The organism is Pseudarthrobacter niigatensis, assembly GCF_030812615.1.
Taxonomy (GTDB): Bacteria; Actinomycetota; Actinomycetes; order Actinomycetales; family Micrococcaceae; genus Arthrobacter; species Arthrobacter niigatensis.
The window spans coordinates 1-16786 of record NZ_JAUSTB010000010.1 but is presented as its reverse complement, the minus strand read 5'-3'; the positions used below and the strand labels follow the sequence as shown (position 1 = coordinate 16786).

The following is a 16786-nucleotide window of genomic DNA, read 5'->3' as shown; positions in this document are numbered from 1 at the left end:
AAATGGGAAGTCAATCACATGAGAGTATTCGCCACTCACACCCACGCCCCTGACCAACCGCGGCCTGCGCGGAAACTCCGTATCGCCGTCGTCGGTGCCGGCTACTGGGGGCCAAACCTGGCCCGCAACCTGCAGGCCAGTCCCGACTGGGACCTGGTGGCAATCTGCGACCTTGACATTGAGCGCGCACGGAAACTGGCTGCCACGCTCGGGGACATCCCGTGCGTGGAGTCCATGGATGAGTTGCTGGACTTTTGCGAAGTGGATGCGGTGGCCATTGCGACGCCGGCCCGCACCCACCATGGTGCGGTGATGACAGCGCTTCGCGCCGGCAAGCATGTGCTGGTGGAAAAGCCGCTGGCGGACAGCAGGGAACACGGGCTGGAAATGGTAGCCGAGGCCAGGGCAAACGGGCTGGTACTGATGGCGGACCACACCTACTGCTACACGCCGGCCGTCCTGAAGATGCAGGAACTGGTGCAGTCCGGCTCGCTCGGGGAAATCCTGTTCGTGGACTCCACCCGGATCAACCTGGGCCTCGTCCAGCCTGATGTGGACGTCTTCTGGGACCTGGCGCCGCATGACCTTGCCATCCTTGACTTTGTCCTGCCGGGCGGGCTGAATCCATCAGAGGTTTCCGCGTTCGGCGCGGACCCGCTGGGCACGGGCCGGGACTGCGTGGGGCACCTGAATTTCCGGCTTCCCAATGATGCCACCGCCCACGTCCACGTGAACTGGCTGAGCCCCACCAAAATCCGCCAGATGGTTATTGGCGGGTCCCTCCGCACCCTGGTCTGGGACGACCTCAACCCGCAGCAGCGGCTCAGCGTCTATGACCGCGGTGTCAGCCTGGACCGCCAGCCCAGATCGGTGGGCGAGAAAGCCTCCACCGCAGTTTCCTACCGCCTGGGCGACACCTGGTCCCCCGCATTGCCGGAACGGGAGGCCCTGAGCCTGGTGGTACAGGAACTTGCGTCCTGCATCCGGCACGGCCAGGAGGCCAGGACAGGCGGCAGCTCCGGGCTGCGGGTGCTGTCAGTCCTTGAGGCGGTCACCCGCAGCCTGGGGATGGATGGCCAGGCGGCACCGGTGGCAGGCTCCGCCATGGCAGGAACCGGCACCGGAATGGAGGGGGCACGGTGAGCGCCTTGGAAGGCGCCACCGTACTGGTGACCGGCGGCGCCGGGACCATCGGATCCACCCTGGTGGATTCCCTGCTTGAGGTCGGGGTCAGCCGGATCGACGTGCTGGACAATCTGGTCCGGGGCCGGCTGGACAACCTGTCCGGCGCCTTGGCGACCGGGCAGGTCGAACTGGTTCGGGGTGCCATCCAGGACCGGGACCTGGTGCATGACCTCACCAGGGGCAAGGATCTGGTGTTCCACCAGGCCGCAATCCGCATCACCCAGTGCGCCGAGGAACCACGGTTGGCCCTGGAAGTGCTGGTGGACGGTACGTTCAACGTCCTGGAGGCCGCCGCGGAGCACAAGGTGGACAAGCTGGTGGCGGCATCGAGTGCCTCCGTGTACGGGATGGCCGAGGAATTCCCTACTCCCGAACGGCATCATCATGCCAATAACGACACCTTCTATGGCGCAGCCAAGTCGTTCAACGAAGGCATGGCCCGCAGCTTCCGCGCCATGGCCGGCCTGGACTATGTGCTGCTCCGCTACTTCAACGTGTACGGGCCACGGATGGACGTCCACGGCCTGTACACCGAGGTCCTGGTGCGGTGGATGGAGCGGATCATGGACGGCCAGCCGCCGCTGATTTTTGGCGACGGCCTCCAGACCATGGATTTCGTCCACACCGCTGACGTGGCCCGGGCCAACGTCCTGGCGGCCGCCAGCGGCGTCAGCGAGGGCATCTACAACGTGGCCAGCGGCACCGAAACCAGTTTGCTGGAGATGGCGCAGGCGCTGCTGCGGGTCATGGGCTCCGGCCTTGAGGTGGAGCATGGGCCGGAGCGGCAGGTCAATGGCGTGGCCCGGCGGCTTGCCGATACGTCCGCTGCCGCACGCGATTTAGGCTTCAAGGCCGAGGTGGAACTCGAAGAAGGACTCCGGCAACTGGTCAGCTGGTGGATGCCGCTGCGCGAGGAGATTGCCGCTGCACGCACGGTTGGTGCCCGATGACTGCCGAGCCGGTCTTGGCCCGGATCAACGTGATGAAGCCTTGGCTTGGGGACGAGGAAGCCCGTGCCCTGGCCGACGTGGTGGCATCCGGCTGGGTGGCTCAGGGACCCAAGGTGAAGGAGTTTGAGTCCCGCTTCGCCGAATCCCAGGGTGTCCGGCACGGCGTGGCCACCTCCAGTTGCACCACCGCCCTTCACCTCGCCTTGGTGGTGGCGGGGATCGGGCCCGGGGACGACGTCGTCGTTCCGTCCTTGTCCTTCATCGCCACGGCGAATGCCGTCACCTACGTCGGTGCCCGGCCGGTATTCTGCGACGTCGACCCCGTGACCGGGAACGTGACCGCGGAAACCATCTATGCTGCACTCACCCTGGATACACGGGCCGTGATTGTGGTGGACCAGGGCGGCGTGCCCCTGGACATGGATCCAATCCGCAGCCTGTGCGACCGCCACGAGATCACCGTGATCGAAGACGCCGCCTGCGCCGTGGGGTCGACTTACAGGGGCCGGCCGGTGGGTGTGGACGCGGATGTCGCGGTGTGGTCCTTCCATCCACGGAAGATCCTCACCACCGGGGAGGGCGGGATGCTCACCACCAACCGGGCAGACTGGGCTGCCCGGGCCAGGACGCTGCGGGAGCACTCCATGAGCGTCTCCGCAGCGGACCGGCACGGATCCCTGCTGGCACCGCCGGAGGACTACCTGGAGGTTGGTTTCAACTACCGGATGACGGACCTGCAGGCCGCCGTCGGCATCGTCCAACTGGGCCGGCTGGCTGCCGTGCTGGCACGTCGCCGGGACATCGCGGCACGGTATGTGGCCGGACTCACCGGGGTGCCCGGCCTGCGTTTGGTGTCCGACCCGCCCTACGGCACAACGAACTTCCAGTCCTTCTGGGTGGAGGTCCTGCCCAGTTTCGGAACCACGCGGGACGGGCTGCTCGAAAAGCTGGCGGAAGCCGGGATCTCTGCGCGGCGCGGCATCATGGCGGCGCACCGGCAGCCCGCGTACCGGTGGCGCGACTCGGGCGGAGGCCTCCTGCAGCACACGGAGCGGCTCAATGACAGGACATTGATCCTGCCGGTGTACCACGAGTTGGACGACGGCGGCCTGGACAGGATCATCGGTGCCATCCGGGCTTCGGCAGCGGGGACGCGCACATGAGTGAGCTGATCCTGATAGCTGCCAGCGGCCTGGCCCGTGAAGTCCTGGCGATGGTGCGCAGCAGCGGCCAGTACGACGTCGTCGGCCTGCTCGATGACGATAAGGAAATGGCGGGTGTCAGCGTGGACGGCGCCCCGGTGCTGGGAACCATCGATGACGCCGCCAAATACACCCACGCGTTCATCCTGGTGTGCATCGGTTCGGGCAGGGCGCGTGAATCCGTGGTGGAGCGGCTGACGGCGCTGGGGCTCACCGAGGCGCGCTACGCCACCGCCATCGACCCTTCGGTCCTGTGCCCGGAGGGGTGCCGGGTGGGCAGGGGCAGCATCCTGCTCCGCAACGTCACGCTTACTGCCTCGGTCACGCTGGGTTCGCACGTGGTTGCGATGCCTTCAGTGACATTCACGCACGACGACGACGTGGCGGACTTTGCGACGTTCGCGGCGGGGGTGTCGCTGGGCGGCGGAGTACGGATCGGCCGGGCGGCATACCTGGGCATGAACGCCAGCGTCCGCGAACGGACCTCGGTGGGGGCATACGCGACCGTGGGGATGGGGGCTGCTGTCTTGAGCAACGTCCCTGACGGGCAGACGTGGGTTGGGGTGCCGGCACACGAGATTGATGGCGAAAGCTTCCGGATTGGAGGGATGTCATGAGTAAAACAGCTTTGCCACGTGTTTCAGTGGCAGTTGCTTCGTACAACTACGCACGCTATCTGGAGCCGTGCGTCCGCAGCGCGCTATCTCAACGACATGTGGATCTCGAAGTCATCATCGTGGACGATGCCTCGACTGACGAAAGCGTCAAGGTTGCGCAAAAGCTGGCCGATGAGGACGCGCGAGTCCAGCTTATTGTGCACCGGGAAAACGAGGGGCATATCGCCACATTCAATGAAGCCTTGCGGCGGACGACTGGAGATTTCGTCGTCAAGTTGGATTCGGACGACATGTTGACACCTGGTGCGCTGCATAGGGGGGCCCAAGTCCTTCGAGATTACCCCACAGTAGGCATGGTGTATGGCAATCCACTTACCTTTGAGGATCAGCTTCCTGCTGCCAACACTGTTTCGACAGGCCTTTCCGTTTGGAACGGCCATCGCTGGCTCCGGCGCCGTTGCACATTGGCAACCAACTGCATTATGCAACCGGAAACGATGGTTCGCAGAAGTGTGCTTCACAGAACTGGTGGGCACCGGGCCAACGTTCCTGCGGCCCATGATCTGAACTTGTGGTTGCGCATTGCAGCCATCTCAGACGTTGCCCGTATCCGGGGAGCCGATCAAGGCTACTACCGGGTCCACTCGGCCAGCCTCTTGCGAACGTCCTTTGCTGGGTACTTGTCCGATCTACGCCAGCGGTTAGCCGCCTTTGACGACTTCTATGAGACGTGCGATTCACGGCTCTTTAGCCAGCTAAAGGGCGAAAGCCTCCAGGCTAGAACCCATCGGCGGCTGGCCCAGCAAGCCGTCCTATATGCAAAGCGAAACTACTTCACTCTTGAGGAGGCGGACCGCTCCGCGTATGTAACGTTCGCTCTGGATACATCGCCCAAAATCGTCGAATCAGCACTTTGGCAGGGGTTCCGGCAGCGAGAGCGCATGGACCACCTAGGTAGCTCAAGCCCCGATCCGCTGGAGCGCGTGTACCGCATACAGGATGCGCTGACGTGGCGCTGGTGGCGGAGGTTCGGAGTATGAACACCACCTTTAGAACGGCCGCAACACAGTTGGCATCAGTCGGAATTGTCGTTCCCTGTCATAACTACGCAAGGTATCTTCCTCAGTGTCTTGACTCAGTTCTTTCGCAAGACGGTGTCAAATTGCAGGTCCTCGTCGTAGACGATGCATCCTCTGACGGAAGCTCAGACATAGCGGCCAGCTATGCGCGACGGGATGAGCGAGTACGCGTCATTGTTCACGGTAGCAACAAAGGTCACATCCATACTTATAACCAGGGTCTCTCCCTTGTAGAGGGTGACTATCTCGTTCTTCTTTCTGCAGATGATGCATTGGCTCCGGGGAGCCTGAAGCGGGCCACAGACATTCTGCAAAATAAACCAAGGGTGGGCTTTTCTTATGGCCCTGTCCAGGTGTTTAGTGACCAGCTTCCCGAAGCGCCAAGATTTCAAAAATCAGGCCGAGTTAGAATCTGGTCCGGACCCCGATGGCTGCAACGTCGTAGCAGACTAATGGTGAACTGCGTAGTGTCTCCAGAAGTGGTTATGCGCCGGGAAATGTACGAAAGCGCTGGCCCATACAATCCCAGCCTTCCTCATACAGGGGACATGGCCCTGTGGATGAGGGCTGCCGCACGAGGCGATGTCGCATTCCTTCATGGCCCACCGGCAGCCTATTACAGACGGCACGCAGGCAACATGCATCGAGACGTTTTTCGCTCAGGCAGCGTTGAAGGAATGCTTGTCGATCTCCGGCAGCGCCGGATGACAGCTGACGCCGTCTTCGCCGACATGCAGGGTAAACAGTCAGTGAAACTCCACGATACGGCCCGAATCTCCTTGGCGCGCGAAGCTCTCCGGGCAGCATCCCGCGCCTACACATGGGGGCTTACCGAAGAGTGGCCGGTTAGCGACCTTGTGGATTTTGCAGCCGGGACATGGCCCTGGTATAAAGACCTGTCACAATTCTCGGCACTCAAACGCAGAATCTCTCGCGGCCCGGAGGCAGCCCGACATTACCCCCCTTATGTCGCCACCGAGAAGTTCCTCGAAATACAGGACCGGTGGCTGGTCGCTCGGCAGAAGTGGACTGGTTCATGAGCGCCGAAGGCAGTACTGCTGCGAGTATCCCAGCAGGTGCCGTCAGGCGTTCGCTTGCATGGTTGACTATTGCAAACATCATCGCCAAGAGTTCACAGTTTGTCATCGGAATTCTGGTGGCCAGGATACTTTCTCCGCATGATTTCGGTATCTTTGCCGTCGCCCTAGTCGTATTCTCCGTTGTCATAAATATCAGTGAACTCGGCGTTGGTACGGCCGTGATTCGCGAACACGATGATATTAAAGAAGTGGCACCGACCGCAGTTACGCTGTCCATAATTAGCAGCGGCGCCCTGGCTATTCTTATGTATGGGACTGCCCCTGCTATCGCAACTTCTCTTGGCTCGCCAGAAACTGCTAAAGCTATAGAAATACTGTCACTGGTAGTTCTGCTAGCAGGTCCGAATGCTGTCCCGTCAGCTCTTCTGACACGCGACTTTTTGCAAGGACGCCGATTCTTTATCGACATCGCAAACTTCGCGGTGGCAAATACCTTACTGATTATATTGGCCCTATCGGGTTGGGGCGTCCTCGCGTTCGCCTGGTCGCGCGTCGCGGGCCAGGTGGCAACTGTAATCATGTTGCACGTTCTTTCACGACATCGGTATTGGCCTGGGTTTAACCTCCAACAAGCAAGGAAGTTGCTCTTCTTCGGTCTTCCCCTCGTCAGTTCAAGCCTAGTGGGCTACACGATTTCAAGCGTGTCCACCATCGTGTTGGGGAAACTGTCAGGGGCCACCTCCCTTGGGAGTTACACGCTCGCCAATAACATCACCAATTGGCCGCTCGGCCTATTTTCGGGGCTGATCGACTCTTTGGGACTACCCGTCTTCTCGCGCATTCACAAGGACAAGATGTCCCTTAGCATTTACCTAAATAATGCTTCGCGAGTGACATCAGCCGCCTTTTTTTACATCACTACCATGTGCGTGGCATTAGCTAATCCACTAGTAAGCGCCCTCTATGGACCAAAATGGGAGGGGGCAGGCTTGATTCTTGCATTTTTCGCAATATTCGGTAGCGTTCGAGTTTTAATCGCCCTATATACAGTTGTACTTATCGCCTGTAATGCTCCAAAGCGCCTTTTTTGGATTCAGGTAACTTGGCTGGCTGCACTTACACCTGCGGTGTTCCTATCCGTCAATGTTGCGGGAGCAGTAGGTGCGGCTATAGCAAATGTCGGAGTGTCATTGATCGTAATCCTGCCATTAACGCTTTGGAACGTACAGCGCGGAACGGGAATAAGCGCGATCAGCATCTTTACACCAACAGTACCTCCGCTGTTGGCCGCCGTTGCGGCCGGCCTGGTCGCTGCCGCGGTTTCTTCAAGCAGCACAGACCCTTTAGGCGCACTGATCGGTGGGGGCTGCGCTGGCACTGCACTCTATGTGGGGATTTTGGCCAACTGGGGTCGTCGACTGCTTCGTGAAAGTGGCCGGCTGTTTGTAAGTGGTTCCAAGGCAGACAAGAAAGAGTTTGAGGACAGGAAATATGATTCAACCAGTTCCGCTCCTTGATTTGTACGAGCAACAGCAGAAAGTTGCTGAAACAATTCGCGTGGGCTTTGAAGAAGTCATTGAGGCAAGCGCCTTCATTGCCGGTGTTCAGGTGGCAGAGTTTGAACAGAGGTGGTCCGATTATTGCGGCGCCCGGTTCGCCGCTGGCGTAGCAAATGGTACGGATGCGGTTGAGTTGGCACTTCGTGCGGTCGGAGTCGGGCGAGGTGATGAGGTACTTGTGCCCGCGAATACCTTTGTCGCAACAGCCGCCGCAGTTCTTCGCACCGGAGCAACGCTCGTTTTGGCGGATTGCGAGCAAGAATTTCTGCTCGGTCCCGTAACAACTGACCGTGCTGTGACTGTGAAGACCAAGGCAGCGATCGGCGTGCACCTGTTCGGTCAGGCAGCACCGATGGAGACCATCAGAAGCGCTTTACCCGAAAAGACAATCCTGATTGAGGACATGGCCCAGGCCCAAGGTGCGCGCAGACACGGAAGGAGGGTCGGTGGACTCGCTACAGCAGCTGCAACTAGTTTCTATCCAGGTAAGAACCTGGGCGCATACGGTGATGCAGGTGCGATAACAACCAACTCAGAAGGGGTTGCCGCGCGCTTGCGAAGACTTCGCAACCATGGAGGGGAACATCGCTACGAACACATCGAACTGGGCTTCAATTCCCGTTTGGACACACTCCAGGCGGTGGTACTAAACGCCAAGCTGGCATGGCTCGACGTGTGGAACCAACAACGCCGCAAGGCCGCCGAAACTTACGACGAGTTGCTCGGCAGCGTCGACAACATCAAACTGCCACGAACCTTGGTGGGCAATGAGCATGTCTTCCATCTCTATGTTGTACGAGTGAAGGAACGCGACCGAGTGCTGCGCGAGCTGAAAGCCAAGGGCATAGAGGCCGGCGTTCACTATCCACTACCCATTCATCTGCTTCCAGCCTACTCGTTCCTGAACTACCGCCGAGGCAGTTTTCCGGAGGCCGAAGCTGCCTGCAACGAAATTATTTCCTTGCCGCTATTCCCTGGTCTAACTTTGGTCCAACAAGAGCGAGTAGCTGAGGCTCTCATCGGTGCGGTAGGCAAGTAAGCCATGGATCTGTGTACTGAGAGAATAAAGCAAAAAGTGAATGCAAAGCCCGCATTCACGCGTCCCTACACGCCGACTGTTACTGTCGTTATAACTTGCTACAACTATGGTCGATACCTTTCCGACTCGATATCGAGCTGCTTGAAGCAGGCCGACGTGAAATTGGAGGTGATCATTGTCGATGATTCCTCCACCGACGGCAGCTTACATACCGCCAGCACCTTCGCTGCAACGAATAAGAATGTCCGTGTTATCTCTAACCCCAGTAATGTCGGAGCTGTAGAAAGTTTCAATATCGGTGCTAGGGAAGCTGCTGGCGAGTTCTTGGTCCGTCTGGACGCAGATGACCTCTTGACCCCCGGATCACTTTCCCGCGCCACGCTTCTTGCCCAAACATTCAAGAGCGTTGGTCTGGTCTACGGCCATCCCCTACATTTTAAAGGGGAACTCCCGCGCGTGACCCGTGCCAAGACCAAAGGTTGGACGATTTGGCCTGGTCGTACATGGCTTGAGCTCGCCTGCAATTCTGGCAAGAACGTTATCACTTCGCCCGAAGTTCTTATGCGTACGGCCGTAGTTCGCGAAATCGGCTACCAGGCCCCACTGCGCCATGCCCATGATATGGAACTCTGGCTGCGCCTTTCAGCTTTCGCAGACGTCGGCTACGTGCGAGGGGCGGACCAGGCACTGCACCGTGAACATGATGAGAGCATGTCCGCACGAGAAGTGGATGGAGTAACCGACCTTGGAGAACGTCTGAAGGCCTTTGAGACGCTCTTCCTAAATTCGGAGCACGAAATTCCTGGATCCGTGGAGTTACTGCAAATCGCCAAAGACACGCTGGTTGCTGAAGTCTTACAAGTGGCGCGTCTTGAAGTCGATCGCGGCCAACACGATCAAGGCCTATTTAGGAGTTACCTGAGCTTTGCGAAGGAAGTTTGCCCAGAGATAACTAACTCGCCTGAATGGCAGCACCTCGCCGGCAACAACTCGCCACGCAGTGGCCTTTTACGGCAGCTTTCCTCAATCCGTCGACGGGCCACTGGGCGGCTCAGACAAGAACTCCACTGGCACTGTTGGCGCAGGAATGGAGTGTATGTCAGGTGACACGAGCAAAGGCAGAATCCGTTAATTTCATGGCTCCTTTCACGGTGCTGAGGCGCCCCGATCTCGGCAAGCGCCTGGCGCGCCGGCTGGTGCGTGAATTGAGCAGAGACTTCAGCTTGGAGCAACTGGACTTCCCCCTGCTTGAGCGGGATATCTCAGATTCTCTGGCGATGCCATCAGCAATAAAATCCATCACCAAAGCCACGGACGTACTCGATCTTGCCTGGATATGTACTCCGCCGAGTCCAGGCAGCGGAGGCCATACCACCTTGTTCAGGATGGTTCACGGCATGGAGAAGCGCGGGCACAGATGCACCATCCTGCTGTACAACCGTCACGGCTCCGATCCCCAAAAATACATTTCCCTGATTCGGCAGTACTGGCCGGAGCTTTCTGCAAACATAGCAGTTGTTCCTGACCAAATAATTGGGTACCACGCATGCGTGGCAAGCTCGTGGGAGACTGCCCATGTACTCGCTGCTCGCGGTGCAGCGATAAGCAGGCGGTTGTATTTCGTTCAAGATTACGAGCCCTACTTCTACCCGCGTGGGAGCATGTACGCGTTGGCTGAAGATACGTACAGATTTGGCTTTCAGCACATTGCGCTAGGCAACATGACCACCGCGCTACTTAGGCGCGAAGCAGGCGTAACGCCGGTCACTGTCCCTTTCGGCTGTGACGTTGATACCTACAAGCTCGAAAACCACGGTCATAGGAACGGAATAGCATTCTTTGCGCGACCCGAAACGGACCGACGAGGATACCTAACCGCCAGGCTTGCACTGAAGGAATTCAACTTTCGCCACCCAGAGCAACTGATCACGGTTTATGGAGATAGGGTATCCGATCTAGATTTCCCCCACCACCATGCTGGTCATCTATCCCCCTTAGAATTGAATAGGCTTTACAACCGCTGCTTGGCAGGGCTGGCCATGTCATACACCAATATCTCTCTTGTTGCGGAAGAAATGCTGGCCAGTGGAGCTCGCGTAGTTGTAAATGCTTCATCCCTCGCCAGCGTTGATGCCACGAACAGCCACATTATTTGGGGTCCTCCAACTCCGACGGGTATCGCCAGCGCCCTGTCTACGGCCGTGTGCTCCCCGTTGTCGAACACTGAACGCACGAATATGGCTCGCAGTGTTCGGAAGGGCTGGCAGCATACGCAAGATCTCGTGGCGACCGCGATCGAGGCAACCTGCAGGGAAGGTCAGACTGAGGTGGAATCCATGAAAGGGTCACCATGACTCAAGAAAATGAGACGCTCGAGAAAAGGTGTCACATGTTCGCTCACTTTGTTCTCACACGGTTTAATGTTAGGAACTCATACCATTTAACTGAGCCCTCGGATGCGTGGTTAATTGACCGGTTGGCCTTGTTTAAGAAGTTTTGTATTCCGAGCCTTTCACGCCAGTCAGAAAAGGAGTTCGAGTGGCTTGTGTTTGTTGACTCTAAGAGCCCATTGTGGTTTTTAGCCGAAATGGAATCCCTAGCCGTTGAGACATTTGAAATGGTACTGGTGGATGGGGCATTCGATTGCGCTTATGTCTCCTCCGCTATTGCGTCTCGAACGGGGCGCCCTTATATAATCACGACTCGCGTGGATAATGATGATGCGGTTGCCCGGGATTTTGTCGAAGTCATACAGTCGTGCTTTACAAACCAGGCGTTCGAGTTCATCAATTTAGTTCACGGCGCCCAGTTCGCACAGCGGAAAACCTACCTTCGGCCTTATACAAAAAACCCCTTTATCAGTCTAATTGAGCGCCCGGACAGCAGTGCGCCGTCAACTGTCTTCGTGACCCACCACTATAGGGTGCAGGAGAAGGGAACTATACGCAACATCCGCACCTCGCACCCAATGTGGTTGCAAGTCGTGCACGGAGGAAACATATTGAATGAGGTTGTCGGCCTCCGTATCCCTGGGACAACCATTTCCCGACATTTTGAGTGCGAGCTCTCCTTCCAAGATGGTTTCCTAGATCTATCTTTGGGCTTTCTCGGCGGCCTGGGTCGTATCGCCATTCGGTTCATGCGCAAGCCGGCACGCGTTATAGAAGCGGTTAAGGTATTGCGTGCATTTCATCCGAGTCAGTCTGGTGGTTCATTCTCATGACCACCCTTCGAAACGCTCACGTGGTATATACGTCCGAGCTTGATCCGTCCCGCTGGGTTGTCCGCCATGCCCATGGGGAAGTCCCAGGAAAGTTTCCGTATGGCCTCGAACGGCTGGGCGAACATGGGTTATCAGTCCTTCCGGAGGTCGTGCAGCGAGCCGGCCGCAACCCAGCTAGGTGGATAGGGCTTGCAGACCCCCGCCTCTGGAGACAACAGACCGCCAATAAGTCGAGCTCAGTTATCGCGTGGGATGAATCGTCCGTCGTGCCGATGCTAATAAGGCACGGAAGAAGTGATCAGCGACTGGTCGGAGGCCTAATTTGGGTAACCGATGCCGTTGCTACCGGGAGGAATTCTCTCCGCACGGAAATACTCAAGAGGGTTTATCGGCGGTTGGATGATATTTGGGTCTTGTCTAGAGGGCAGTTGCCAATCCTGCAGGATTGGTTGGGCCTGGAAGCAGATCGGCTCCATTTCATACCTCTCGGCATAGACCCGGCATTCTTCCCTGCATCCCCAATTCCGAAACGACCCATGATTTTGAGTCTTGGAAACGACAGGGACCGTGATCCCCGTACACTCTTCGAAGCCCTGCGGATGTTGCTGCAACATCTGCCGGGTACGCGGGTGGTAGTACAGTCACGATCCAATCTGGATGCACCGCCTGGTGTTGAAGTCTTCTCCTCGCTAAGCGGTCCAAGGGTTCGCGACCTGTATCGCGAGGCGAGCGTAGTTGTAGTGGCCACCAAGCAGAACCTTCACGTTTCTGGGATGACCACCGTTCTTGAAGCGATGTCCAGCGGCAGGCCAGTGGTTCTTAGTGGAACACCAGGAGCAGAAGACTACGTCAAGCACGGGGAAACAGGCTATCTGGTAGCCCCGGGGCAGAGTTCCTTCCTGGCCAATGCAATTCTCGATATTTTGAGTCAGCAACACCTCTTAGAACGAATGGGAGCTGCCGCAGCAGCGCACGTCCGTGCCTCGCACACCGAGGCAACGATGACACGCGCGCTGGCCGAAGTTCTACGACAATAGTTCGCACCCGCTTGCATACAAAATTCTCCGTATGTCAACACTCTCGTGATCTGCTCGTCGTGGGCACGATCAACTGGTCTGCCCCAGGATCGTTACGTCGATGAAGAATAGACGCACGCCTTAGATTTACCAGAAATTTCACGCAAGCGGCGCTCGGAGAATGCCGTGCCCAAGCATTCCGGTTTAGATCTACGGGCTCTTCGCGTTTGGTGGCTCTTCGCGGTTCGTGGGGAAATTGATCCCTGGGATGAGTGTCATGCCGCCGTCCGGACGGCACTTCTCAAGAGAATAACCGATTTGTAATTGGCTGCATTGCGGTACCCACGGGCGGTTCGCTTGATGTTCTTGATCGCCGTGTTGTTGGCTTCGACCTTTCCGGTAGTGGCCCCGGTGATGATGAGCACCTCGATCTCTTTCCACCACCGGCAGACAGTGCGGTAGAGCCTGTTCGTCTCGGGCCTGGCTGCTGCCTTCACCAGTTCTTCGAGCTTTGTTTTCGCTGCGGCGGCGTCGTCCAGGGAGCCGGTGCGCAGCAGGACCCGGAGCTGTTCTTTGACCTTCCAGACCGCCCGGAGGGTGCCGGTCGGGTCGTCGACGGCGAAGACTTCCTCAAGCCGGAGAGCGGCCCGCCAGCTGAGTGTGTCGCCGCCGCGCAGCAGGAGCATGCGGTGGGCCCAGGCCTTGTCGATGGCACGTCCGCGTCGGCCCTTGACCTGCTGCGAGAGGTTCTGCCGCGTCTCCGTCATCGCCTGGTTGGCCAGCGAGATCAGGTGGAAGTGGTCGACCGCGACGGCGGTACGCGGAAGCCACATCCGCAACGCTTTCCTGAACGCCGCCGAGGGGTCGATCGCGACAACCTGCACAGCCAGACGCCAGTCCAGAGGCCGGGCAAACAGCCATTCCCCGACGCCCTTGTGGTCACGACCGTCCACGACGCCCAGGACCTGGCCGGTGTCCAGATCCACGATGGTGGTCATCCACGGCTCGAACCGTGTCCACGCCTTCGTTGCGGGGTCCTGGAAATAGCGCACGGACCGGAACCGATGCTCATCAATGCCCAGCATCCGCGGGCTGAGTTTGTCCACGTCCGGCAGCTTCAGCAGGCATGCTTCGGTGACGGCGGCACGGACCATCCACCAGGACACGGCGAAGCCGGCAGCTGTCTCAGAGACGGGCCGCCCGGAGCGGATCACGGCATCCACGAGCTGGTCCCTGAGCCGGCTCGTGGACCGGGAACGGCGCGGGACCTGGGGCGTTGATTCAAAGAACGACAGCCGGTCGCACGCCGGTTCCTCGCAGTACCAGCGGTACTTGGACCAGAGCACGTCCACCGGCCCGGCGACGGGAATATCGCGGAGCCGCTGAAGGCGGCGTTCCTTCCGGCGGGAGGCAATGACCCCGCAGCTCGGGCAGCCAGGAAGTTCGTCAGTTTCGACGATGACCTGCCGCCGGCCAGCGGTGATGGAGGTGGAAATGACGTGGTAGTCGGGCAGGTTGAAGAGGATGGTGGCAGCATCGGCTGCGACCCCGGTAGGCTCAATCACGGCTCGTGGTCCTGTTCCAGGTTGAATGCTTAGACACACTCATCCCAGCAGGGCCACGGGCCCCTTTGACTTCAACGACACGAACTCATTCCCCACGAACCGCGAAGAGCCCGTTTGGTGGTGAAACAGGTTCCGTGTCTTGAAAGCTGAAGGGTTCGTAGCCCTGCTGTGATGGATGTTCTCTACGCATTCATCAAGTCAGGAGCTACGAGCCTTGATCGCGCCTACTTCCCCGCGCCCCGATACTGCCACCGCCATTTTCAACCTGCCCGATTACCGAGTCACCGATACTGAGGTCCTTGCCTTCGGGCAGCGCCGGGTCAGTATCGAAACCACGGCCTTGGCCGGCTGCCCCTCGTGTGGAGTGATCAGCACCCGCGTTCATTCCCGACGGCCCCAACGCCTGCGAGACATCCCCGTCGCTGGCCCTGTCAGCGATGGTCGAAAAGTGAGCCGTTTCGCGGGCTTGGCAGTGGTCGTTGCAACACCTGAGCTTTTAGGAGTTGCAGTTAGCAGAGTTGAAAAGACCAAGAAGATCGCGGGGCGCCCCTCCGAAAAACGCTGCACGGGCTCACTATGATCAGCTGATGAAACAGGGAATGGGCAACTCTGAGGCTTGTCGGATTGTGGGAATCAGCCGGAGTTCAGCCACTCGGTGCCGCCACGGCCACTCCGTTGTTTTGAAGTCCGGAGACATCAAGAGGGTCGCTCCGATCTCGCATCAAAGGCCGGTCGTGATCTCGTCCCGATTTCTCTCCGAGGCAGAACGAATCACGATCGCGGACCTCCTGCATGCCGGGCGAAGCGTCCGCACTATCGCTGCGGAACTGGGCCGGAGTCCGTCGACCGTGAGCCGAGAGATCCGCCGGAATATCCACAACCGTCTGGCAACTACCGCCCGCGGACGGCCCAGCGCACTGCCGAAAGTAGACGGAGCCGCCAACGGACCTGGAAGATCGCCGCCCACCCGGAGCTGCGGGAATTCGTGCGCAAACACCTGAAGCAACGTTGGAGTCCCCGCCAGATCAGCAACCGCCTGCGCACGGAGTTCCCCGGAAGACCGGAAATGCACGTGGTTCCGGAGAGCGTCTACCAGGCCCTGTATGGGCGTGGATGTTTGGAATTGGCCGTAGATCCCGCAGTCTCCCTGCGCAGCGGACGGACGGGCCGTCGGCCCCGTCGTCGGAAGGAGCACCGGACCAAGCGCTTCCCGGACATAGTGATGATCCGAGACAGGCCTGCAGAGGTGACCGGCAGATTAGTACCAGGGCATTTGGGAAGGCGACCTAATCATTGGAAGAGGCGGCCGGTCCGCCATCGCCACACTGGTCGAACGGACCACCCGCTTCATCATCCTCGTGCACCTGGCAGGTAATCGCGGAGCTGAGAACGTGCGGGATCGATTGACAGAAGCCATGCGACCGCTCCCGGCTCATCTAAGCCGATCCCTGACATGGGATCAGGGCACTGAAATGGCTTGCCACCAGGACTTCACGCAACAAACACTCATCCCGGTGTTCTTCTGCGACCCCGCAAGCCAGTGGCAACGCGGATCGAACGAGAACACCAATGGCTTGCTGGACTGGTCCATTGCTCCGCCAATACTTTCCAAAAGGGACAGACCTCAGCGTCCATAGACGCGAACACCTCAGTGCTGTCGCCGCCGAACTCAACCAGCGACCACGCCAAATCCTCGGATGGCAGACCCCCATGGAGCACCTCATTAGACTGGCCTCACCACCCACCGAACCATAAATTGTTGCAACGACCGCTGAACTCCGCCGCCGTCACAATGGCTCAGTTTTCGACCGTCACCGACAGGCCCGGTCGAAGTGGTCTGGGCCAAGCGGAGATTCTTCTGCGACGAGTACCTGTGCCCGCGCAGGACATTCACCGAGGAAACCGCCCAAAGTCCCGGGCCGGGCACGGTCCACCCGCCGACTCCGCGACGCCCTCGTGGCCGCCGTCATCGGATCCGGACGGGCAGCCACCGAGGCCGCCTCCTCGTTCGGTGTCTCCTGGTGGCTGGTCCAGCGAGCCTTGGACTCCGCGGCGCTGACGCTGCCCAATGTCGACGCCCTGGCACCGCGGATGCTCGGCATCGATGAACACCGCTACCGGTCCGTGCGGTTCTTCCACGACCCTGCCACCAAGGCCTGGAAACGCTACGAACCGTGGATGACGACCATCGTCGATCTCGACACCGGACAACTCCTAGGTGTACTGAGTCAGGACGTTGGTTACATGGTGAATAGGTGAAGACCTCTTAGGTTGGTGGTTACCACACACAGCCAACGACTAAGAGGTCTTC

Annotated in this window: 13 protein-coding genes and 3 pseudogenes; 15 read left to right on the top strand and 1 reads right to left on the bottom strand. The window is 59.1% G+C overall.

Features of this window, described 5'->3' with window-relative positions; translation table 11 throughout:
* Window positions 1-18: 18 nt before the first annotated feature.
* The 12 genes from J2T23_RS14385 (at window position 19) to J2T23_RS14335 (ending at window position 12931) form a co-directional block, all read left to right on the top strand.
* A complete protein-coding gene (locus J2T23_RS14385) occupies window positions 19-1143 on the top strand; it encodes a Gfo/Idh/MocA family protein (protein ID WP_141158840.1) in 1125 nt (374 codons plus the stop codon).
* A complete protein-coding gene (locus tag J2T23_RS14380) occupies window positions 1140-2135 on the top strand; it encodes an NAD-dependent epimerase/dehydratase family protein (RefSeq protein WP_307360996.1) in 996 nt (331 codons plus the stop codon). Before J2T23_RS14385 ends, J2T23_RS14380 begins: the two co-directional genes overlap by 4 nt.
* Window positions 2132-3298, top strand: coding sequence for a DegT/DnrJ/EryC1/StrS family aminotransferase (locus J2T23_RS14375; RefSeq protein WP_307360993.1), 1167 nt, complete (start codon window positions 2132-2134; stop codon window positions 3296-3298). Before J2T23_RS14380 ends, J2T23_RS14375 begins: the two co-directional genes overlap by 4 nt.
* Window positions 3295-3954: an acetyltransferase gene (locus J2T23_RS14370; RefSeq protein ID WP_141158837.1), complete on the top strand. Its 660-nt coding sequence runs from the start codon at window positions 3295-3297 to the stop codon at window positions 3952-3954. Before J2T23_RS14375 ends, J2T23_RS14370 begins: the two co-directional genes overlap by 4 nt.
* Window positions 3951-4994, top strand: a complete 1044-nt coding sequence (locus J2T23_RS14365) for a glycosyltransferase family 2 protein (protein ID WP_307360991.1) — start codon at window positions 3951-3953, stop codon at window positions 4992-4994. Before J2T23_RS14370 ends, J2T23_RS14365 begins: the two co-directional genes overlap by 4 nt.
* Window positions 4991-6073 (top strand): glycosyltransferase, encoded by a 1083-nt coding sequence (locus tag J2T23_RS19895; protein ID WP_370871462.1) that lies wholly within the window; start codon window positions 4991-4993, stop codon window positions 6071-6073. Before J2T23_RS14365 ends, J2T23_RS19895 begins: the two co-directional genes overlap by 4 nt.
* On the top strand, window positions 6070-7590 hold the full coding sequence (locus J2T23_RS14360; protein WP_307360988.1) for a lipopolysaccharide biosynthesis protein: 1521 nt from the start codon (window positions 6070-6072) through the stop codon (window positions 7588-7590). The genes J2T23_RS19895 and J2T23_RS14360 overlap by 4 nt, the downstream gene beginning before the upstream one ends.
* Window positions 7565-8671 carry a DegT/DnrJ/EryC1/StrS family aminotransferase gene (locus J2T23_RS14355; protein WP_307360986.1) on the top strand — a complete coding sequence of 369 codons (1107 nt, stop codon included), beginning with the start codon at window positions 7565-7567 and terminating at the stop codon, window positions 8669-8671. Before J2T23_RS14360 ends, J2T23_RS14355 begins: the two co-directional genes overlap by 26 nt.
* A 3-nt stretch (window positions 8672-8674) precedes the next feature.
* Entirely contained in the window at window positions 8675-9778 is a 1104-nt protein-coding gene (locus J2T23_RS14350) for a glycosyltransferase family 2 protein (RefSeq protein ID WP_307360985.1), read from the top strand.
* Window positions 9775-11025, top strand: coding sequence for a rhamnosyltransferase WsaF family glycosyltransferase (locus J2T23_RS14345; protein WP_307360983.1), 1251 nt, complete (start codon window positions 9775-9777; stop codon window positions 11023-11025). The genes J2T23_RS14350 and J2T23_RS14345 overlap by 4 nt, the downstream gene beginning before the upstream one ends.
* Window positions 11022-11894: a glycosyltransferase gene (locus tag J2T23_RS14340; protein WP_307360981.1), complete on the top strand. Its 873-nt coding sequence runs from the start codon at window positions 11022-11024 to the stop codon at window positions 11892-11894. The genes J2T23_RS14345 and J2T23_RS14340 overlap by 4 nt, the downstream gene beginning before the upstream one ends.
* A 536-nt stretch (window positions 11895-12430) precedes the next feature.
* A complete protein-coding gene (locus J2T23_RS14335; protein ID WP_307360979.1) occupies window positions 12431-12931 on the top strand; it encodes a glycosyltransferase family 4 protein in 501 nt (166 codons plus the stop codon).
* Window positions 12932-13185: 254 nt separating this feature from the next.
* Here J2T23_RS14335 and J2T23_RS14330 read toward each other — a convergent pair whose 3' ends face one another.
* Window positions 13186-14475 (bottom strand): ISL3 family transposase, encoded by a 1290-nt coding sequence (locus J2T23_RS14330; protein WP_307360976.1) that lies wholly within the window; start codon window positions 14473-14475, stop codon window positions 13186-13188.
* A 214-nt stretch (window positions 14476-14689) separates the two neighbouring features.
* On the opposite strand from J2T23_RS14330, the pseudogene J2T23_RS19945 reads away from it, so the two are divergent.
* The 3 pseudogenes from J2T23_RS19945 to J2T23_RS14315 form a co-directional block, all read left to right on the top strand.
* Window positions 14690-14908 (top strand): annotated as a pseudogene (locus J2T23_RS19945) (transposase family protein); the annotation flags it as partial.
* 154 nt (window positions 14909-15062) lie between these two features.
* Window positions 15063-16230 (top strand): annotated as a pseudogene (locus J2T23_RS19940) (IS30 family transposase).
* Between the two features lie 65 nt (window positions 16231-16295).
* A pseudogene (locus J2T23_RS14315) lies at window positions 16296-16701 on the top strand (helix-turn-helix domain-containing protein); the annotation flags it as partial.
* Window positions 16702-16786: the final 85 nt, after the last annotated feature.